The organism is Olsenella uli (genome assembly GCF_016899935.1).
GTDB classification, from domain to species: Bacteria; Actinomycetota; Coriobacteriia; order Coriobacteriales; family Atopobiaceae; genus Thermophilibacter; species Thermophilibacter uli_B.
The window spans coordinates 46,268-63,461 of the sequence record NZ_JACJJK010000007.1; the positions used below are offsets into that span (position 1 = coordinate 46,268).

A 17,194-nucleotide genomic window follows, 5' to 3' on the forward strand; every position below is an offset into this window, starting at 1 on the left:
AGCGTTCCACACGGCGCCGTCGGCGCTGCATGAGACGCACACAAGAGACCCCGTTGCGGGACCCCCGTTACTCGTCCGTGCCGCCCTGCATGGGGCACCACGGGCCCTTCTCGTCCTGGGTGAGAATGACCGGGCCGTCCTCGGTGACGGCGACGGTGTTCTCGTAGTGCGCGGCGGGCAAGCCGTCGTCGGTTACGACCGTCCACGCGTTGGGCAGCGTGTGGCAGCGGTAGGTCCCGAGCGTGATCATCGGCTCGATGGCGATGACCATGCCAGCCTGCAGCTTGACGCCCCGGCCGCGCTTGCCGTAGTTGCGGACCTCGGGCTCCTCGTGCATCACGCGCCCGACGCCGTGACCCACGTAGTCACGGACCACGCCGTAGCCGTGGGACTCGGCGAGCTCCTGGACCGCCGCGCCGATGTCACCGAGGTGGTTGCCCGGCACGGCCTGCTCGATGGCCGCCTTCAGGCAGTCGCGGGTGACCTCGCACAGCGCGCGCCACTCCTCGCAGGGGGTGCCGACGTAGAAGGTCCAGGCGTTGTCGCCGACCCAGCCCTGGTAGGTGGCGCCGGTGTCGATGGAGACGATGTCGCCCTCCTGGAGGACGACACCCTTGGAGGGGATGCCGTGGACGATCTGCTCGTTCACGGACGAGCAGACGCTGCCGGGGAAGCCGCCGTACCCCTTGAAGGTGGGAACGGCGCCGTGGAGCCTGATGAAGCCCTCCACCACCTGGTCGATCTCCATGGTGGTGACGCCGGGCCTCACCAGGCTGCCGGCACGACGAAGGGCCGCCTTGGACAGAGCCCCGGCGGCCTTCATCTGCTCGATCTGCTCAGGTGTCTTGATCTTGATCATAGACCGAGAAGGACCTTGACGTCGGCATAGACCTCGTCGACCGGACGGTCCCCGTCAACCTCCTTGAGAATCGAGTGGCCCCGGTAGTACTCGACGAGCGGGGCGGTCTGGGACTGGTAGACGTCGAGGCGGTGCTGGATCGTCTCGGGCTTGTCGTCGTCGCGCTGATACATCTCGCCGCCGCAGCGCGGGCAGACGTCCACGCCGGCAGGGGCGGTGTAGCCGCAGGAGCGGCAGGTGCGACGCGAGCTCAGGCGCTCGACGATGACGTCGGGCTCCACGGAGACGAGCAGCGCCGCGTCGAGGGTGCGGCCCATGGCGGCAAGCTCGGAGTCGAGCGTCACAGCCTGCGCGGTGTTGCGCGGGAAGCCGTCGAGGATGAAGCCCTTCTGGGCGTCGTCGGCCTCGAGGCGCTCCTTGACCAGGTCGATGACCAGGTCGTCGGGGACGAGCTTGCCCTCGTCCATGTAGCCCTTGGCCTTCTTGCCGAGCTTGGAGCCCTCCTTGATGGCGGCACGCAGGAGGTCGCCGGTGGAGATGTGGGCCAGGCCGTACTCAGCCACGAGCTTCTGTGCCTGGGTTCCCTTGCCCGCTCCGGGGGCGCCGAGAAGAACGATGTTCATGATGCGGACCGCCTTTCCTAGCTTGCTGACCTGACCGTGCCGACGACGGGCCCTACTTGAAGAACCCGTCGTAGTTGTGCATCTTGAGCTGGCTCTCGATGGAGGAGAGCGTGTCCATGGCGACGCCGACCATGATCAGGACCGACGTGCCGCCAAACGCCTGGATGAGCGAGTTGCCCGTGAACCAGAAGATGATCGTGGGGACCACGGCGAGGACGGCCATGAACAGCGCGCCCGGCAGCGTCACGTGGTCGATGGCGCTCTTGATGTAGGCGGCGGTGGCGGCGCCCGGACGGACGCCCGGGATGAAGCCGCCCTGCTTGCGCAGCTGGTCCGCCGTCTCGGTGGGGTTGAAGACCATCGATGAGTAGAAGTACGCAAAGGCGACGATCAGCACCACCGAGAGCACCCAGTTGATCCAGCCCGAGGAGAGCGCGTTGGCAAAGCCCTGGACCCAGTCAACGCCGGGGAAGAAGACCGCCAGCTGCGCCGGCAGGTACAGGATCGCCGAGGCGAAGATGATCGGGACGACGCCGGCCGTGTTGACCTTGATCGGCAGGTAGGTGGCCTGGCCGCCCATCATGCGACGGCCCACGACGCGCTTGGCGTACTGGATGGGGATGCGGCGCTGGCCGCGCTCCACGAAGACGATGATCGGGATGATCGCCAGGATGACCAGCAGGGTCACCACGGTGAGCACGACGTTTCCCGTCCCCGTGACCGAGGAGATGAGTGACGTGGGCAGGCCCGACATGATGTTCGCGAAGATGATGAGCGACATGCCGTTGCCGACGCCGCGCTGCGTGATGATCTCGCCGAGCCACATGATGATCATCGCGCCGACGACCATCGTGAAGACGACCATGACGTCGAGAAGGGCCTCGGGGGCGCCGGCGTCAGCGAGGCTCACGCCGTAGCTGCGGAACAGGAACAGGTAGCCGATGGCGTTGAGCAGGGCGAGGCCGATCGTCAGGTAGCGCGTGTACTGCGTGATCCTGCGCTGGCCGGCCTCGCCCTCCTTGGCGAGCTCGCCGAGGGACGGAATCACGGCCTGCAGCAGCTGCAGAATGATCTGCGCCGTGATGTAGGGCATGATTCCGAGGCTGAACACCGACATGCGGGAGAGTGCTCCGCCCGAGAACAGGTTGAGCACCGCCATGGCGCCGCTCGAGGAGAGGCCGGCCTGGTAGGCGCCGAGCAGATCCTGGAACGGCGCGCCCGGAACGGGCAGATAGGCACCGAAGCGATACAGCAGCAGAATGGCCGCCGTCAGGAGCAGCTTCTGCCTGAGTTCCGGAACGCGAAACGCGTTGGCGATTCCCTTTAGCACGCCTGCTCGACCTTTCCTCCGGCCGCCTCGATCTTGGCCTGGGCAGAGGCGGAGACCTTGTCCACCTTGACGGTCAGCTTCTTGGTGAGCTCGCCGTCGCCGAGGACCTTCACGGGAACATAGTTGTACTTGATGACGCCCTTGGCAACCAGGGAATCGGCGTCGACGGTCTCGCCGTCGGCGAACAGCGCGTCGAGACGGGCGACGTTCACCGGGGCGTACTCCACGCGGTTGTGGTTCTTAAAGCCGGGGAGCTTGGGGAGGCGCATCGCGAGCGGCTGCTGGCCGCCCTCGAAGCCCTTGCCCTTGCCGCCGCCGGAGCGGGAGAGCTGGCCCTTGGTGCCTCGGCCGGCGGTGGTGCCGTGACCGGACGAGTTGCCGCGTCCGATGCGCTTGCGGTTCTTGCGCGAGCCCTCAGCGGGACGCAGATCGTTGAGCTGCATGAGTGACTCCTAGTTCTCTTCCACGACGACAAGGTGCTTGACCTTGAAGATCATTCCACGGATGCTCGGGTTGTCCGGCTGCTCCACGACGTCGCCGATCTTGCGGAGACCGAGGGCGCGGCAGGTGGCCGTCTGATCCTTCTTGACGGAGGCCACGGCGCTGCGGACGAGCTTGATCTTGAGGGACTGAGCCATCGTTAGTTCTCCTTCCCGGCGAACATCTCGCTGACCGTGATGCCGCGGCGCTCGGCGGTCTGAGCGGGGCTGGAGAGCTCCTTGAGGCCCTCGGCGGCGGCCTTGATGATGTTCATGGCGTTGTTGGTGCCGAGGGACTTAGAGAGCACGTTGGTGATGCCAGCGAGCTCGAAGAGCGGGCGGACGGGGCCGCCGGCGATGACGCCGGTACCCTCGATGGCCGGCTTGATCAGCACGTGGCCGGCGCCGTAGTGGCCCTCGACCGTGTGCGGGATGGTGCCCGCCTCGGTGACGGGGACGTGGAACATGTTCTTCTTGGCGTCCTCGACGCCCTTGGAAATGGCCAGGGGCACCTCGGCGGACTTGCCCATGCCGAGGCCCACGTTGCCCTTGCCGTCACCCACGACGACGAGCGCGACGAGGGACATGCGACGGCCGCCCTTGACGGTCTTGGAGACGCGGTGGATGAAGACGACGCGCTCCTGAAGATCCGTGTCCTGCTGGCGCTTGCGATCTCGTGCCATTGAATCCTCCTAGAACTTCAGGCCCGCGTTACGGGCACCGTCTGCCAGAGCCTTGACACGGCCGTGATAGATGCGACCACCGCGGTCGAAGGTGACCTCGGTGACGCCCTTCTCGACGGCGCGCTTGCCCACGAGCTCGCCCACGAACTCGGCGGCCTCCTTGTTGGAGCCGATCTTGCCCGTGGCGCGGAACTCCGGGTCGAGGGTCGAGGCAGAGCAGATGGTCTTGCCGTCGGCGTCATCGATGACCTGAGCGTAGATGTTTGCGTTGGTGCGGTGCACGCTGAGGCGCGGACGCTCAGCGGTGCCGAAGATCTTGGCGCGGACGCGGCGCTCGCGGCGCTTGAGACCGGCCTTCTTCGCCTGCTGCTTGTTCATTCCTTCTCCTTAGACGTGCCGCCACCTGACGGGGTGACGGTCTTTTGTAAGCCTCGAGGCTACTTGGCGGCCTTGCCGAGCTTCCTGCGGATGTGCTCGCCCTCGTAGTGGATGCCCTTGCCCTTGTACGGCTCGGGCGGGCGCTTCATGCGGATCTCGGCCGCGACCTGGCCGACCTGCTCCTTGGAGATGCCCTTGACGGTGATGTGGGTGTTGTCGGGCACCTCGAAGGTGATGTTGTCGGGGGCCGGGTAGAGCACCGGGTGGGAGTAGCCGAGGGAGAGGTCGAGGTCCTTGCCCTTGAGCGCGGCACGGTAGCCGACGCCGGTGAGCTCGAGCTTCTTCTCGAAGCCCTCGGAGACGCCCACGACCATGTTGTGGAGCAGGGTGCGGGTGAGGCCCTGCTGGGCGTTGGAGGCGGTGGACTCGTCCACGCGGACGACGTGGAGCTCCTCGCCCTCCTCCTTGATCTCGACGAGCTCAGAGAAGGTGCGGGTGAGCTCGCCCTTGCCACCCTTGACGGTGACGGTGGAACCGTTGACTGTCACAGTGACTCCGGCCGGAACCTGGACAGGCTGCTTACCAATACGAGACACGGCTGTCTCCTTTCATTCCTGCCGAGAGTTACCAGACGTAGGCGATGACCTCGCCGCCGATGCCCAGCTTGCGGGCGTCGCGGTCGCACATCATGCCCTTGGAGGTGGAGATGACGGCGGTGCCGAGGCCGCCGAGCACGCGCGGGAGCTTGTCCGCGGTGGCGTAGATGCGCAGGCCGGGCTTGGAGATGCGACGGATGCCGCGAATCACCTTGGCGTGGCGAGCGCCGTACTTGAGCGTGACGTGGAGGGTCTTCTGCGGGGTGGTGTCCTCGACCTCGTAGCCCGCGATGTAGCCCTCCTCGCAGATGACGCGCGCAACCTCGACGAGCACCTTGGTCGAGGGCATGGACACCTCGGCCTTGTTGGCTGCGTTCGCGTTGCGGATGCGCGTCAGCATGTCGGAAATGGGATCAGTGATCTTCATGGATCATTCTCCTTCGGTAATGATGAACCTGAGTGCCCGGTTCGCCCGCACCCGTGGCGCGTGCGCCTGGGCGCCAGAGCCCCGCGTCCTACCAGCTCGCCTTGCGGACGCCAGGAAGCTCGCCCTTGCTCGCAAGCTCGCGGAAGCACACGCGGCAGAGGCCGAACTTGCGATAGACGGAGTGGGGGCGCCCACAACGCTGGCAACGGTTCTGCTTGCGCGTCGAGAACTTCGGCTCGCGCTGAGCCTTGACGATCATCGATGTCTTAGCCACAAATCCTCCTTCAGTGCAATCCCGGGCACCCCGCCGGGGCGGGGCGTCCCTTGTTGGTATTCGACCTACTCAGCCTTGAACGGGAAGTGGAAGGCGGACAGAAGCGCCTTGCCCTCCTCGTCAGTCTGGGCGGTGGTCACGATGGTGATGTCCATGCCGCGGGTGTGGTCGACCTTGTCGAAGTCGATCTCCGGGAAGATGAGCTGCTCGGTGACGCCCATCGAGAAGTTGCCGCGGCCGTCGAAGCTCTTCGGGGAGATGCCGCGGAAGTCGCGGATGCGCGGGATGGCGATGGAGATGAGGCGGTCGAAGAACTCCCACATGCGGTCGCCGCGCAGGGTGACCTTGGCGCCGATCGGCATGCCGGCGCGCAGGTGGAAGGTGGCAATGGACTTGCGGGCGTGGGTGATCAGCGGCTGCTGGCCGGTGATGGCGCGCAGGTCGGCGACCGCGCCGTCGATGGCCTTGGCGTCCGTGGCGGCCTCGCCGACGCCCATGTTCACCACGATCTTCTCGATCTTGGGGATCTGGTTGACGTTCTTGTAGCCAAACTGCTTCTGGAGCTCGTCACGCACGGTGGCGAAATACTGCTCCTTGAGGCGCGGGACGTACTTGTCTGCCATGTCTACTCCTTAGATCCTGGGGTTCTCAGCGCGGGGTTTCCAACCTCGCGCCTCCCTGCCTTGGCGGGGCCGGGAGCCTTGTCACGCGGCCGAGGCAGAATCCTCCCCACCTACGGACGCAAGGAAACATATTACGCCCTTTCTCCACAAAAGGAAACGACGAACTGCTCGGCACCGTTCCTGCACAAACCGCACGTTCTTCTCGCCCGCCGCCTCCGCTCGTTGGGGCGCCAGTGCCAGAATTCCGCTTCTCGAAGCTAAAATCCGGCACTCTCTCCCCAACGAGCCAAATGACAGGGCGGTGAGAAGAACGAACCCGAGCGCGTGCGTCTATACGAAGAGGCCCCCGGTTCATCGGAGAGAAGTTCCGCGTTGCGCACTTCTCGGAGATGAACCGGGGGGCCTCCCGGATGGCACTCAGGTCAGGCTCTTAGAACTGGGCGCCGCACTTCTTGCAGACGCGGACCTTGTCGCCCTTGTCGTTCACGTCATGGCCGACGCGGGTGGGCTTGCCGCACTTGGGGCAGACGAGCATGACGTTGGACACGTCGATCGCCGCCTCCTTCTCGACGAAGCCGCCCTGCTGGTTCTGGGCGTTGGGGCGGACGGCCTTCTTGACGACGGCGACGCCCTCGACGACGACCTTGCCCTCGGCGGGGAGGGCGCGGATGATCTGGCCCTCCTTGCCCTTGTCCTTGCCGGAGAGGACGACGACCTTGTCGCCCTTCTTCACGTTCATCTTCGCCATATTCACTCACTCCCTAGAGCGTCTCAGGCGCGAGCGAGACGATCTTCATGTACTTGTGGTCGCGGAGCTCACGAGCGACGGGCCCGAAGATACGGGTGCCCTTGGGCTCGCCCTCCTTGTCGACCAGCACGCAGGCGTTCTGGTCGAACTTGATGTAGCTGCCGTCCTTGCGACGGGTCTCCTTGGTGGTGCGCACGATGACGCAGCGGACGATGTCGCCCTTCTTCACCGAGCCGCCCGGCGTGGCCTCCTGCACGGCGCCGATGATGACGTCGGCAAGACCCGCGTAGCGACGCTTGGAGCCACCGAGGACCTTGACGCACTTGACGCGCTTCGCGCCGCTGTTGTCAGCGACGTTGAGCATGGTCTCCATCTGAATCATTGGTGTTCCTCCGAACGTGTGCCTCCCAGAGGTGCGCCCGGACGCGCGGCGCACATGGGGAGCTCGTCACTGATACTTACTTGGCGCGCTCGACGATCTCCACGAGACGCCAGCGCTTGGTCTTGGAGAGCGGGCGGCACTCCATGACGGTCACGAGGTCGCCGATGCCGCACTCGTTCTTCTCGTCGTGGGCGTGGAGCTTCTTCGAGATGGTCATCATCTTGCCGTACTTGGGGTGACGCTTGCGATAGTCGATCTTCACCGTGATGGACTTGTCGCCAGAGATGGAGACGACCGTCCCGGTGACGACCTTGCGCGCGTTCCTCTTCTCGGTCTCAGCCATAGTCATATCTCCTGGTTAGTTCTGGGCGGCGGACTTCTCCGCGGCGATCTGACGGGCGCGCTGCTCGGTGAGGACGCGCGCGATGTCCTTCTTCACGGTCTTGACGCGAGCCGTGTTGTCGAGCTGGCTGGTGGCCATCTGGAAGCGGAGGTTGAAGAGCTCCGCGCGGCCCTCCTCCAGCTTCTTGGCGAGCTCGTCGTCGCTCATGGCCTGGATGTCCTTGTACTTCATTGACTATTCCTCCCCGTCCTTGTCGGTGCGGGCGACGATCTTGGTCTTGATGGGCAGCTTGTGCTGGGCAAGACGCAGGGCCTCGCGAGCCACCTCGTCGGGCACGCCGTCGATCTCGAACATGATGCGGCCCGGCTTGACGACGGCCACCCACTCCTCGGGGTTGCCCTTGCCGGAGCCCATGCGGGTCTCGGCGGGCTTCTTGGTGATGGGCTTGTCGGGGAAGATGGTGATCCAGACCTTGCCGCCACGCTTCATGTAGCGGGTCATGGCGACACGGCAGGCCTCGATCTGACGGTTGGTGATCCAGTGCGCCTCGAGGGCCTGGATGCCGTAGGAGCCAAAGTGCAGCTCGGTGTTGCCCTTGGCGTGACCCTTCATGGAGCCACGCTGGACCTTGCGGTGGAGAACGCGCTTAGGTGCGAGCATTAACGGCCCCTCCTCTCATTGCGACCGCGGCGAGGACGCGAGGAGCCCTCGAGCGCCGGACGGGGCGTGGCCTGGCCGGGCAGCTTCTCGCCGAAGTAGATCCAAACCTTGACGCCGCAGGCACCCATGGTGGTGCGAGCGGTGGACTGGCCGTAGTCAATCACGGCACGCAGGGTGTGCAGGGGCACGCGACCCTCGCGGTACCACTCGCGACGGCCCATCTCCGCGCCGTTGAGACGGCCGGAGCACTGGATGCGGATGCCCTTGGCGCCGGCCTTGCGGGCGGACTGGACGGCCTTGCGCATGGCGCGACGGAAGGCGACGCGCTGCTCGAGCTGCTCGGCGATCGACTGGGCGACCAAATTGGCGTCGAGCTCGGGGCGCTTGACCTCGACGACGTCCACGTTGACCATGCCCTTGCCGACCTTGGCGACCTTCTCGAGGTCGGAGCGCAGGACGTCGATGTCGGCGCCCTTCTTGCCGATCACGATGCCCGGGCGGGCGGTGTAGATGGTGACCTTCACCTTGTCGCCGGCGCGCTCGATGTCCACGCGGGAGAGGGCGGCCTTGGCGAGGCGCTTCTCGAGGTAGGAGCGGACGGCGAGGTCGTTGCCGAGGGTCTCGGCATAGTTCTTATCGGCGTACCAGCGGGAACGCCACTCCTCGGTGATGCCGAGACGGAAGCCGGTAGGCTGAACCTTGTGACCCATGCTCGCTTACGCCTCCTTTCGCGGAGCGACGACGACGGTGATGTGGCTCATGCGCTTGTTGATGCGCGACGCGGAGCCCTTGGCGCGCGGACGGATGCGCTTGAGGGTGGGGCCCTCGTCAACGTAGGCGAGCTTGACGTAGAGGTTGTCGCCGCGCATGCCGTTGTTGTTCTCAGCGTTGGCGATCGCGGAGCGCAGGACCTTGGCCACGTCGACGGAGGCGGCGCGGGTCGAGAACTGCAGGACCTCGAGGGCCTTCTCGACGGGGAGGTTGCGGATCAGCGAGACGACGGCGCGGGCCTTGCGCGGCGCGATGCGCACGTACTTGGCCGTGGCGCGAACCTCGTTGGTGTTGTTCTGAGGCATCTAGCTCCTACCTCCCTAGTTGGCCTTGTGGCCACGGAACGTGCGGGTGGGGGCGAACTCGCCCAGCTTGTGCCCGACCATGGACTCGGTGACGTACACGGGCACGTGCTTGCGGCCGTCGTGGACGGCGATCGTGTGACCGACCATCTCGGGGAAGATGGTCGAGGAGCGCGACCAGGTCTTGATGACCTCCTTGGTGCCGGCCTCGTTCTGAGCGGCGACACGCGCGAGGAGGCGAGTCTCCACGAACGGGCCCTTCTTGAGACTTCTGCTCATGCTTTCTATCTCCTACTACTCGTGTTCCGACTACTTGGACTTGCGGCGACGGATGATCAGGCGGTTGGAGGCCTTCTTCGGGTCGCGCGTCTTGTAACCCTTCGTCGGCTTGCCCCACGGCGTCACGGACGGGCGACCGGAGGTGTGGTTCTTGCCCTCGCCGCCGCCATGCGGGTGGTCGACCGGGTTCATGACGGTACCACGGACGGTCGGGCGGACGCCGGCCCAGCGGCTGCGGCCGGCCTTGCCGACGACGATGTTGGAGTGCTCGGCGTTGCCGACCTCGCCGATGGTGGCGCGGCAGGTGAGCAGGACGCGGCGAAGCTCGGAGGAGGGCATGCGCAGGACGGCGTAGCCGTTGTCCTTGCCCATGAGCTGGACGGAGGTGCCGGCGGCGCGGGCCATAGCGGCGCCCTTGCCCGGCTGGAACTCGACGGCGTGGACGAGCGTGCCGACCGGAATCTCGGAGAGCGGCATGCAGTTGCCCGGCTTGATGTCGATGTCCTTGGTGCCGGAGATGACGGTGTCGCCCACGTGCAGGCCCTCGGGGCACAGGATGTAGGCCTTGGCGCCGTCGACGTAGTGCAGCAGCGCGATGCGGGCGGAGCGGTTGGGGTCGTACTCGATCGTGGCGACCTTGGCAGGGACGTCGTCCTTGCGGCGCTTGAAGTCGATCTTGCGGTACTGGCGCTTGTGGCCGCCGCCCTGGTGGCGGGTCGTGATGCGGCCGTTGTTGTTGCGGCCGGCCTTCTTGGGCAGGGGCTCGAGAAGCGACTTCTCGGGCTTGGTGCAGGTGATCTCGGAGAAGTCCGAGACCGTCTGGAAACGCCTGCCGGCGCTCGTGGGCTTGAGGTGCTTGACTGCCATTGAAACCTTTCCCTTCTTTTCCGTTGGCCGTTCCGCTCAGGGAGTGGCGGACGACACCGGATTACCACGGTACCGCGCGTATCCATCATGCGCGGCATGCTGCCCGAGCCCCGTCCGAGGCCCGGGCGGAAGCGCTACTCGGCGGCCTGCTGGTTGCCGAAGATCTCGATCGTCTCGCCGGCGGCGAGGGTCACGACGGCCTTCTTCCAGGAGCGCGTGGTGCCGGGGGTCTGGTAGCGGACGCGCTTCTTCTTGCCGGAGACGTTCATGGTGTTGACCTTGAGCACGTGGACGCCAAAGAGCTTCTCCACGGCGCTGGCGATCTCCTCCTTGGGGGCGGACTTGGCCACCTCGAAGGTGTACTTGCCCTGCTCGATGAGGTCGAAGGAACGCTCGGAGACGACCGGGCGAATGATGACGTCGTAGGCGGAGTTCATTATGCGAGCACCTCCTCGAACTGCTTCGCGATGTCGGCGGTCATGACGAGCGCGCCGTTGTCGATCAGGGAGCGCGTGGTGGCCTCGGAGGCGCCGATGACGCTGACGCCGACGAGGTTGCGGAACGAGAGGTAGGTGTTCACGTCATCGTCCGCGACGACGATGGTCACGCGCTTGTCGCCGATGCCGAGGCCGGCGAGAAGGGCCTTGGCCTGCTTGGTGGACGGCTTCTCGAAGGAGAGCGCGTCGACGAGCACGAGCTCCTGGTCGGCGACCTTGCCGGAGAGCACGGAGCGCATGGCGAGCTTGACCATCTTGTTGTTAATGCGCTTGTTGTGGGTGCGCGGGGTGGGGCCAAAGACGACGCCGCCGCCGGTCCACTGCGCGGCGCGCGTGGAACCCTGACGGGCGCGGCCGGTGCCCTTCTGGCGGTAGGGCTTGGCGCCGCCGCCGGACACGTCGTGGCGGTTCTTCACGGCGTGGGTGCCCTGGCGGGCGCAGCTGTCCTGGCAGGTCACGACCTGGTGGATGACGGGGATGTTCGGCTCGATGCCGAAGACGCCATCGGCGAGCTCGGCCTCGGCGACCTGAGCCCCCTCGGCGTTCTTGATTGCGTACTTGGACATTCTGTCCTCCTTGTTAGCCTAAGAGTTTTCCTGGCACTTAGGCCATGCGGATCTGGACGAGAGCGTTCTTGCCGCCGGGGACAGCGCCCTTGACGAGCATGAGGTTCTGCTCGGCGTCGATGCGGACGAGCTTGAGGTTCTTGACCGTCACGCGCTCGTCGCCCATGTGGCCGTACATGTGCAGGCCCTTGCGGACGCGCGCGGGGTAGGCGCACTGGCCGATGGAGCCGGGCTTGCGCTGGTTGCGGGAGCCGTGGGTCATGGGGCCGCGGGAGAAGTTCCAGCGCTTGATGGTGCCCTGGAAGCCCTTGCCCTTGGAGGTGCCGATGACGTCGACGGCCTTGACCTCGGCGAAGTCGGCGACGGTGACGACGTCGCCCGTCTTGTGCTCCTCGCCGTTCTCGACGCGGACCTCGCGCAGGTAGCGCATCGGCTCGACGCCGGCGGCCTTGAAGTGGCCGGCCATGGGCTTGTTGACGTGCTTGGCGGAGATGTCTCCGAAGCCGATCTGGACGGCGTCGTAGCCGTCGGTCGCCTTCGTCTTGACCTGCGAGACGGTGCAGGGGCCAGCCTGGATGACGGTGACGGGCACGACGTTGTCGTCCTCGTCCCAGATCTGCGTCATCCCAAGCTTGCGGCCAAGGATCGTGCTGACCATGCTCTTTCCTAACCCTCGGTGGTCATGGGCTATGTCGGGCGCCCCTTGCGCCCGTCCCCAGCGGACCACGTCCTGTATCTGCGGCTCTTGGGGTCGAGACACAGCTCTCCCCTTTTGAGCAGCCTGTCTAGTCTACACGCGCGGGACTGGCTGCACAATGTCTCCACAGAAATTTTGAGGGCGCTGAGCTGCGGCTGCGCTTTCCGCGCCCCCGGGCGTATCCATGCAGGGCGGGCCGGGCGGACGGCCGCCGGCAGCTACTGGTTCACGATTCGCTCGCAGGCGAAGGTGCGGGCGGCGGGATCGTAGTCGTAGACCAGGACGCAGCAGTTGCCGAGATGCACGTCCTGCGGGCAGCGCGCCAGGGGCTCCCACGCCTTCTTGAACTGCAGCGTCGCCGAGCCGTGGCAGACCGCGAGCGCGCGCTCCACGCCGGGTGCGTCCATGATCTCGGTCATCGCCGCGACGACGCGCTCACGCAGGGCGGCGCTCCCCTCCCCGCCGTACGGAACGAGCGTCTCGCCGGGGTCCCAGAGCTCGGCCGGCACGTCGGCGGCCGGGCCGCCCTCGAAGGGGCCGTAGCTGCGCTCCATCAGCCCGTTCATCGGCTCTATCGGCGGCAGGTCGGTCTCGCCAGCCGCCTGCAGCTCCTCGCGCACCACCTCGAGCGTTGCGACGGCGCGCCCGAGCGGCGAGGTGCACATCCGGTCGAAGCGCACCCCCTGAGCCGCGATCCAGCGCGCCGCCGCGCGAGCCTGCTCCACGCCGAGCGGCGTGAGCGGCGAGTCGCAGCGGCCCTGAACGCGATGCTGCAGGTTGTACTCAGTCTGTCCGTGGCGGAGCACGTAGAGCGTGGGCATGCTAGAGCGCCTCCGTGATGGCGTCGAGGAGGTCGGCGTACTCGGTGAACGCCGGGAGATCGGGGTTGTCAGCCTGGATGGCAGGCGTGCTGCGGAAGAGGAACCCCGCCTTGCTCGCGCGGATCATGGCGAGGTCGTTGAAGGAGTCCCCGGCGGCGATGGTCTCGAGGCCGCAGCTCTGGAGCGCACGGACGGTGGTGAGCTTGGAGTTCTCGCAGCGCATGCGGTGACGGAGGATGGTGCCGTCCGGCGCCACCTCAAGCGAGTTGCACAGCAGCGTGGGCCAGGCGAGCTTGGCCATGAGCGGACGCGCGAACTCCTCGAAGGTGTCGGAGAGAATCACGACCTGCGTGCGCTCGCGCAGCGCGTCCAGGAACTCGCGCGCACCGGGCAGCGGGTCGATGCGCGCGATGACGTCCTGGATCTGGGGCAGGCCCAGCCCGTGCTCGCGCAGCGTGGCGATGCGGAAGGCCATGAGCTTGTCGTAGTCCGGCTCGTCGCGCGTGGTGCGCGAGAGCTCGGGGATGCCGGACTCCTCGGAGAACGCAATCCAAATCTCCGGCACGAGCACGCCCTCGAGGTCGAGGCAGACGATGTTCATGGCACGTCCCTTCTTCGGCGCTGCGCTTTTACGCCCATCATACACGGCGATGATTTCCGCTTCGAAACATGCCGACGTTCTGCAAAACGACCGCTCGTGTGATGGTCGGGCGCTCCGGACGGCAAAACCCTTCTTCGTGTGATAGGTTTTCCGGCCCCCGGCCGGAACCCCTCTGACAAAGCCCCAGTTGAGTCCATAGAGTATTGAACCTATTGTCCGTTTTGGGCGTTTTTTCTATCACACGAAGGAGGGTTTTGCATCTGCAACGGCCTCTCCATCACACGAGCGGCCGTTTTGCAGGATCGGACGCCGGAACGTCTGCTCTCAGTCGAGACGCACGATCGCATGGGCGCACCAGACGCCGTCCGCGCGGCTCACCGTGAGCTCGCCGTCTCGCGCACGCACCAGCGACTCCACGATTCGCATCCCCCAGCCGTGCTCCGGAAGCATCCCCCCCTGTCGCTTTTCCTCCGCGATGTCATCAGGGGCGTAGGAGTTCTCGACGCGCACGGAGAGGAACCCGTGGCTCACCCGGACGACCGAGCGCACGAAGGCGTCCGCGCACCCGCACGTGCGAGCCGCCTCGATCGCGTTGTCCAGCAGGTTCGAGAGCAGGGCGCAGAGCTCCTCGTTGGGGAGGCCGAGGCGCTCCGGCAGCTCGCAGCGGCAGCGCCAGGCGATGCCGAGCTCGTCGCAACGCGTCGCCTTGGCGGAGAGCAGGGCCGCGGCGACGGGGTTCGCGCAGGGCACCCGTACCGGGGCAGCGGCTGGCTCGCCCTCCCGCAGCAGCTCGAGCGCGCGCCCCCGCTCGCCCCGCTCCAGCGCGTCCGCCACGGTCGCGAACAGGCTCGCCGCGCGCTCTCGCAGCTCGGACGCCTCGTTCCGCGCCCGAGCCAACGTGCGCAGGTGCTCGCGCTGTGCCGCGACCTGCTCCTCCGCCGCGCGAGCGCGCCGGCGCGCTGCGTCCGCCCCCTCAGCCTCGACGAACGCCCGCACGACCATGACGTCGAGCACGGCGCAGGCCAGCGCGAGGAAGGCCACGACCAGCGCGCTCCCGTCCGAGATCGACCCCGCGCGCACCGCCGCATGGGCCAGGGCCACGACGGCCACCTGGCTCGCCGGGCAGAGCAGGCTTGCCAGACGTCGCCGCATCGAGAGCGGGCGCGCCGCCACCCACAGCGGCACCGCAAAGCATACGAGACCGATGCCAGCCACGAGCGAGGCGCCGGCGGCGAGCTCATGCACCCCGGTCACCGTCGCCCCTCCCGCCAGGACCCCACGCCCGGACCAGCCCGCGCGCGTATCCGGTCGCCTCGGCCTCGTCCCCCCGCTCGACGAGCGTGCACAGGACCTGGAGATGGTTGCGCACGTCATGGCGGAGCATTGCGGCCTCGGACAGGGCCTCCATCTCACGCCGGGCGCGATCGGCAAGCTCGTTGACGGCCAAGCCGAGTTCGCGCGCCCGCGCCAGCTCCCCCTCGCGCACGCGCAGTCGTCCCATCATGCGAAACATCTCCACGTCGGCGAGGGCGCACAGCAGGCAGACAGCCGTCGCAGCGGCGATCAGGGAGACCTCGCCGGGCGCATCGCGCAGGATGGCGTTGCCCAGGACAAGAAGCGCCACCGCCTGCGTGCCAAGAAACCCGACGAGCGTCCTCGTGCGTCCGCCCAGGCCAGCGCGCACGGGGCCGAGCTGGCGCACGAACGCCCGAAGCAGGAGCGACATGACCAGCGCGGCGAGAAGCGACGACGCAACATGCGCGGGATAGCTCGCCCAGGACGCCGCGACCGACTGGGCCGCCGCGCCGCCCGTGAGCAGCATCCATACCGAGGTGCCCACCATCTCGGCCGCTCGCACCGAAATGAGCAACAGGGACGCGGCGAGCACGCGATCCCGCAGGTCATCCGCATAGAGAAGGACCGGAAGCGCCACGCTCGCAACGATCGAGGTGACCCTCGTGTGCGCCGCCCCCACGACCAGAACCATCTGGAGCACGAGCACCACCTGAACCACGCTCAGGACGCGCGGCCAGCGGGGCGTCAGGATGGTGTCGAGAAACGCGTACGCCACCAGCAGCATCGGGACGAGCACGCCGCACACGCAGACGCTCTGGAACATCGGGACGGACAAGGGACGCTAGCACCCCTCGCGAATCCGGTCGAACAGCGCCTCGCGCACGGAGGAGCGCCAACGGCGGCTCACGGGGACGGTCTCCCCCGACGCGAGCGTGACCGAGTCCGTCCCCAGGCGAATCACGCAGTCCAGGTTGACGGCATAGCTCTGATGGCAACGCACGAAGTTGGGCGGGAGCTGCCCCAGGATGTCCGAGAGCTTGGCGTAGGCTCGATGCGAGGCCGTACGCGCGTGAACGATCACGTTGCGTCGGTCGCTCTCCACGTAGAGGATGTCCTCGGGGCGGACGATGTCCGTGACGCGGTCGTGGCGCAGCATGAGCGGGGGCGCCGCGAGCGCGCTCGCGCGTCGGAGCGCCTGAGCGAGCGCCAGGCTCACGTCCCCCTGGTCGAGGGGCTTCTTGAGAAAGCTGGCGTGCCTCGTCGCATAGGCGCGCGTATGGAACTGGTCGTACCCGCTCACGTAGACGACCTGGGTGCACACGTCGACCCCAAGCCTCTCCACGAGGTCTATCCCGTTCTCCCCATCCAGGACCACGTCAAGAAAGAGCACGTCGGGCGCAGGGCTGTCCCGCAGATGCGCCTCCAGGGCGTCCGCCGAGAAGAACGTGGAGATCTGCGCCTCCACGCCGTCCGGGGTCCGTCGGAGCAGTCGCTCGAGCTCGTGCGCCTCCGTCTCGACGTCGTCGACTATGACAATGGTGCAGCCCATCTGACCCCCTGCCTGAAATCGCAGGTTCAGTTTAGCCAGAACAGGCGCCAAGCTTTTCAGGTGAACCGGCCTTCGAGGTCCTTCTCGTCATATCTGGCGCGGTTGACGTAATAATTGGCATCCACGGCATCACGAGCGGGAGTCGCGTCACACAAGGAGCCCCCGACCTCCCATCGGAAGGTCGGGGGCTCCCCTGTGCTCAAAACCCTGCGGACTTAGAGCTTGATCTCGATGTCCACGCCGGCCGGGAGGTCAAGGCGCATAAGCGAATCAACCGTGGCGGCAGCCGGGTCGAGGATGTCGATGAGGCGCTTGTGGGTGCGCATCTCGAACTGCTCGCGGGAGTCCTTGTCCTTGTGCGGCGAGCGGATGACCGTGTAGAGATTGCGCTCGGTGGGCAGGGGGATGGGGCCGGACACGCGGGCACCGGTCTTCTGAGCGGTGTCGACGATGAGCTTCGCGGACTGGTCAACGACCTCGTGGTCGTAGCCCTTGAGGCGAATCCTGATCTTCTGGCTTGACACTGTGTACCTCCAAATGAGC

At 66.6% G+C, this 17,194-nt stretch carries 29 protein-coding genes; all 29 read right to left on the bottom strand.

All coding sequences use genetic code 11. The features are described from left to right. Positions 1-67: 67 nt before the first annotated feature. The 29 genes from map to rpsJ all read right to left on the bottom strand — a co-directional run bounded on the left by map (position 68) and on the right by rpsJ (position 17,175). Entirely contained in the window at positions 68-859 is a 792-nt protein-coding gene (gene map, locus H6A07_RS07430; protein ID WP_204814306.1) for a type I methionyl aminopeptidase, read from the bottom strand. Continuing rightward, positions 856-1,482, bottom strand: coding sequence for an adenylate kinase (locus H6A07_RS07435; RefSeq protein ID WP_204814307.1), 627 nt, complete (start codon positions 1,480-1,482; stop codon positions 856-858). Before H6A07_RS07435 ends, map begins: the two co-directional genes overlap by 4 nt. Positions 1,483-1,534: 52 nt before the next feature. Beyond that, entirely contained in the window at positions 1,535-2,812 is a 1,278-nt protein-coding gene (gene secY / locus H6A07_RS07440; protein WP_204814308.1) for a preprotein translocase subunit SecY, read from the bottom strand. Beyond that, positions 2,806-3,255 (bottom strand): 50S ribosomal protein L15, encoded by a 450-nt coding sequence (gene rplO, locus H6A07_RS07445; RefSeq protein ID WP_204814309.1) that lies wholly within the window; start codon positions 3,253-3,255, stop codon positions 2,806-2,808. The genes secY and rplO overlap by 7 nt, the downstream gene beginning before the upstream one ends. Positions 3,256-3,264: 9 nt before the next feature. Beyond that, positions 3,265-3,450 carry a 50S ribosomal protein L30 gene (gene rpmD, locus H6A07_RS07450; protein ID WP_087227327.1) on the bottom strand — a complete coding sequence of 62 codons (186 nt, stop codon included), beginning with the start codon at positions 3,448-3,450 and terminating at the stop codon, positions 3,265-3,267. Positions 3,451-3,452: 2 nt separating this feature from the next. Next, positions 3,453-3,974 (bottom strand): 30S ribosomal protein S5, encoded by a 522-nt coding sequence (gene rpsE, locus H6A07_RS07455; protein ID WP_204814310.1) that lies wholly within the window; start codon positions 3,972-3,974, stop codon positions 3,453-3,455. Positions 3,975-3,983: 9 nt separating this feature from the next. Then, positions 3,984-4,352, bottom strand: a complete 369-nt coding sequence (gene rplR / locus H6A07_RS07460; protein ID WP_087227325.1) for a 50S ribosomal protein L18 — start codon at positions 4,350-4,352, stop codon at positions 3,984-3,986. A 59-nt stretch (positions 4,353-4,411) separates the two neighbouring features. Further along, a complete protein-coding gene (rplF, locus tag H6A07_RS07465; RefSeq protein ID WP_204814311.1) occupies positions 4,412-4,948 on the bottom strand; it encodes a 50S ribosomal protein L6 in 537 nt (178 codons plus the stop codon). A 28-nt stretch (positions 4,949-4,976) separates the two neighbouring features. Then, entirely contained in the window at positions 4,977-5,375 is a 399-nt protein-coding gene (gene rpsH / locus H6A07_RS07470; RefSeq protein WP_204814312.1) for a 30S ribosomal protein S8, read from the bottom strand. Positions 5,376-5,463: 88 nt separating this feature from the next. Beyond that, the gene (locus H6A07_RS07475) at positions 5,464-5,649 is read right to left on the bottom strand and encodes a type Z 30S ribosomal protein S14 (protein ID WP_075279264.1); all 186 of its coding nucleotides are present in this window, start codon (positions 5,647-5,649) and stop codon (positions 5,464-5,466) included. Between the two features lie 65 nt (positions 5,650-5,714). After that, positions 5,715-6,272: a 50S ribosomal protein L5 gene (gene rplE / locus H6A07_RS07480; protein WP_075575865.1), complete on the bottom strand. Its 558-nt coding sequence runs from the start codon at positions 6,270-6,272 to the stop codon at positions 5,715-5,717. Between the two features lie 430 nt (positions 6,273-6,702). Continuing rightward, positions 6,703-7,020 (bottom strand): 50S ribosomal protein L24, encoded by a 318-nt coding sequence (gene rplX, locus H6A07_RS07485; RefSeq protein ID WP_239471152.1) that lies wholly within the window; start codon positions 7,018-7,020, stop codon positions 6,703-6,705. A 13-nt stretch (positions 7,021-7,033) separates the two neighbouring features. Continuing rightward, entirely contained in the window at positions 7,034-7,402 is a 369-nt protein-coding gene (gene rplN / locus H6A07_RS07490; protein ID WP_204814313.1) for a 50S ribosomal protein L14, read from the bottom strand. A gap of 76 nt (positions 7,403-7,478) precedes the next feature. After that, positions 7,479-7,745, bottom strand: a complete 267-nt coding sequence (gene rpsQ / locus H6A07_RS07495; RefSeq protein ID WP_204814314.1) for a 30S ribosomal protein S17 — start codon at positions 7,743-7,745, stop codon at positions 7,479-7,481. 15 nt (positions 7,746-7,760) lie between these two features. Next, entirely contained in the window at positions 7,761-7,976 is a 216-nt protein-coding gene (gene rpmC / locus H6A07_RS07500; RefSeq protein ID WP_075575861.1) for a 50S ribosomal protein L29, read from the bottom strand. A gap of 3 nt (positions 7,977-7,979) precedes the next feature. Continuing rightward, positions 7,980-8,405 carry a 50S ribosomal protein L16 gene (gene rplP, locus H6A07_RS07505; protein ID WP_204814315.1) on the bottom strand — a complete coding sequence of 142 codons (426 nt, stop codon included), beginning with the start codon at positions 8,403-8,405 and terminating at the stop codon, positions 7,980-7,982. After that, positions 8,405-9,115, bottom strand: coding sequence for a 30S ribosomal protein S3 (rpsC, locus tag H6A07_RS07510; RefSeq protein WP_204814316.1), 711 nt, complete (start codon positions 9,113-9,115; stop codon positions 8,405-8,407). Before rpsC ends, rplP begins: the two co-directional genes overlap by 1 nt. Positions 9,116-9,121: 6 nt before the next feature. After that, positions 9,122-9,481: a 50S ribosomal protein L22 gene (rplV, locus tag H6A07_RS07515; RefSeq protein WP_204814317.1), complete on the bottom strand. Its 360-nt coding sequence runs from the start codon at positions 9,479-9,481 to the stop codon at positions 9,122-9,124. 15 nt (positions 9,482-9,496) lie between these two features. Next, positions 9,497-9,757 (bottom strand): 30S ribosomal protein S19, encoded by a 261-nt coding sequence (gene rpsS / locus H6A07_RS07520; RefSeq protein WP_087227318.1) that lies wholly within the window; start codon positions 9,755-9,757, stop codon positions 9,497-9,499. Between the two features lie 30 nt (positions 9,758-9,787). Then, the gene (rplB, locus tag H6A07_RS07525) at positions 9,788-10,624 is read right to left on the bottom strand and encodes a 50S ribosomal protein L2 (RefSeq protein ID WP_204814318.1); all 837 of its coding nucleotides are present in this window, start codon (positions 10,622-10,624) and stop codon (positions 9,788-9,790) included. A gap of 134 nt (positions 10,625-10,758) precedes the next feature. Continuing rightward, positions 10,759-11,061, bottom strand: coding sequence for a 50S ribosomal protein L23 (gene rplW / locus H6A07_RS07530; RefSeq protein ID WP_204814319.1), 303 nt, complete (start codon positions 11,059-11,061; stop codon positions 10,759-10,761). Then, positions 11,061-11,687 (bottom strand): 50S ribosomal protein L4, encoded by a 627-nt coding sequence (rplD, locus tag H6A07_RS07535; protein ID WP_204814320.1) that lies wholly within the window; start codon positions 11,685-11,687, stop codon positions 11,061-11,063. The genes rplW and rplD overlap by 1 nt, the downstream gene beginning before the upstream one ends. 37 nt (positions 11,688-11,724) lie before the next feature. Then, a complete protein-coding gene (gene rplC, locus H6A07_RS07540; RefSeq protein WP_204814321.1) occupies positions 11,725-12,345 on the bottom strand; it encodes a 50S ribosomal protein L3 in 621 nt (206 codons plus the stop codon). A gap of 257 nt (positions 12,346-12,602) precedes the next feature. Beyond that, positions 12,603-13,205, bottom strand: a complete 603-nt coding sequence (locus H6A07_RS07545) for a histidine phosphatase family protein (RefSeq protein ID WP_204814322.1) — start codon at positions 13,203-13,205, stop codon at positions 12,603-12,605. Position 13,206: 1 nt separating this feature from the next. Then, positions 13,207-13,806 carry a bifunctional phosphoserine phosphatase/homoserine phosphotransferase ThrH gene (gene thrH, locus H6A07_RS07550; RefSeq protein ID WP_204814323.1) on the bottom strand — a complete coding sequence of 200 codons (600 nt, stop codon included), beginning with the start codon at positions 13,804-13,806 and terminating at the stop codon, positions 13,207-13,209. Between the two features lie 324 nt (positions 13,807-14,130). Further along, entirely contained in the window at positions 14,131-15,060 is a 930-nt protein-coding gene (locus H6A07_RS07555; protein WP_204814324.1) for a GHKL domain-containing protein, read from the bottom strand. Beyond that, a complete protein-coding gene (locus H6A07_RS07560) occupies positions 15,044-15,937 on the bottom strand; it encodes a hypothetical protein (protein WP_204814325.1) in 894 nt (297 codons plus the stop codon). The genes H6A07_RS07555 and H6A07_RS07560 overlap by 17 nt, the downstream gene beginning before the upstream one ends. A 6-nt stretch (positions 15,938-15,943) precedes the next feature. Further along, complete coding sequence (locus tag H6A07_RS07565; protein WP_204814326.1) at positions 15,944-16,651, bottom strand: LytR/AlgR family response regulator transcription factor; 708 nt, start codon at positions 16,649-16,651, stop codon at positions 15,944-15,946. A gap of 215 nt (positions 16,652-16,866) precedes the next feature. Continuing rightward, positions 16,867-17,175 carry a 30S ribosomal protein S10 gene (rpsJ, locus tag H6A07_RS07570; protein WP_075575844.1) on the bottom strand — a complete coding sequence of 103 codons (309 nt, stop codon included), beginning with the start codon at positions 17,173-17,175 and terminating at the stop codon, positions 16,867-16,869. Positions 17,176-17,194 lie beyond the last annotated feature (19 nt).

Coding starts and splice junctions, on each gene's coding strand:
- rpsE (WP_204814310.1), bottom strand. CDS start 3,974: ATGGCACGAGATCGCAAGCGCCAGCAGGACACGGATCTTCAGGAGCGC.
- rplC (WP_204814321.1), bottom strand. CDS start 12,345: ATGGTCAGCACGATCCTTGGCCGCAAGCTTGGGATGACGCAGATCTGG.
- rpmC (WP_075575861.1), bottom strand. CDS start 7,976: ATGAAGTACAAGGACATCCAGGCCATGAGCGACGACGAGCTCGCCAAG.
- rplX (WP_239471152.1), bottom strand. CDS start 7,020: ATGGCGAAGATGAACGTGAAGAAGGGCGACAAGGTCGTCGTCCTCTCC.
- rpsC (WP_204814316.1), bottom strand. CDS start 9,115: ATGGGTCACAAGGTTCAGCCTACCGGCTTCCGTCTCGGCATCACCGAG.
- rplO (WP_204814309.1), bottom strand. CDS start 3,255: ATGCAGCTCAACGATCTGCGTCCCGCTGAGGGCTCGCGCAAGAACCGC.
- rplE (WP_075575865.1), bottom strand. CDS start 6,272: ATGGCAGACAAGTACGTCCCGCGCCTCAAGGAGCAGTATTTCGCCACC.
- rplP (WP_204814315.1), bottom strand. CDS start 8,405: ATGCTCGCACCTAAGCGCGTTCTCCACCGCAAGGTCCAGCGTGGCTCC.
- rpsQ (WP_204814314.1), bottom strand. CDS start 7,745: ATGGCTGAGACCGAGAAGAGGAACGCGCGCAAGGTCGTCACCGGGACG.
- rplV (WP_204814317.1), bottom strand. CDS start 9,481: ATGCCTCAGAACAACACCAACGAGGTTCGCGCCACGGCCAAGTACGTG.
- rplN (WP_204814313.1), bottom strand. CDS start 7,402: ATGATTCAGATGGAGACCATGCTCAACGTCGCTGACAACAGCGGCGCG.
- H6A07_RS07545 (WP_204814322.1), bottom strand. CDS start 13,205: ATGCCCACGCTCTACGTGCTCCGCCACGGACAGACTGAGTACAACCTG.
- rpsH (WP_204814312.1), bottom strand. CDS start 5,375: ATGAAGATCACTGATCCCATTTCCGACATGCTGACGCGCATCCGCAAC.
- H6A07_RS07435 (WP_204814307.1), bottom strand. CDS start 1,482: ATGAACATCGTTCTTCTCGGCGCCCCCGGAGCGGGCAAGGGAACCCAG.
- rplW (WP_204814319.1), bottom strand. CDS start 11,061: ATGAACTCCGCCTACGACGTCATCATTCGCCCGGTCGTCTCCGAGCGT.
- rplR (WP_087227325.1), bottom strand. CDS start 4,352: ATGAACAAGCAGCAGGCGAAGAAGGCCGGTCTCAAGCGCCGCGAGCGC.
- rplD (WP_204814320.1), bottom strand. CDS start 11,687: ATGTCCAAGTACGCAATCAAGAACGCCGAGGGGGCTCAGGTCGCCGAG.
- rpsS (WP_087227318.1), bottom strand. CDS start 9,757: ATGAGCAGAAGTCTCAAGAAGGGCCCGTTCGTGGAGACTCGCCTCCTC.
- map (WP_204814306.1), bottom strand. CDS start 859: ATGATCAAGATCAAGACACCTGAGCAGATCGAGCAGATGAAGGCCGCC.
- rplB (WP_204814318.1), bottom strand. CDS start 10,624: ATGGCAGTCAAGCACCTCAAGCCCACGAGCGCCGGCAGGCGTTTCCAG.
- H6A07_RS07565 (WP_204814326.1), bottom strand. CDS start 16,651: ATGGGCTGCACCATTGTCATAGTCGACGACGTCGAGACGGAGGCGCAC.
- rpmD (WP_087227327.1), bottom strand. CDS start 3,450: ATGGCTCAGTCCCTCAAGATCAAGCTCGTCCGCAGCGCCGTGGCCTCC.
- thrH (WP_204814323.1), bottom strand. CDS start 13,806: ATGAACATCGTCTGCCTCGACCTCGAGGGCGTGCTCGTGCCGGAGATT.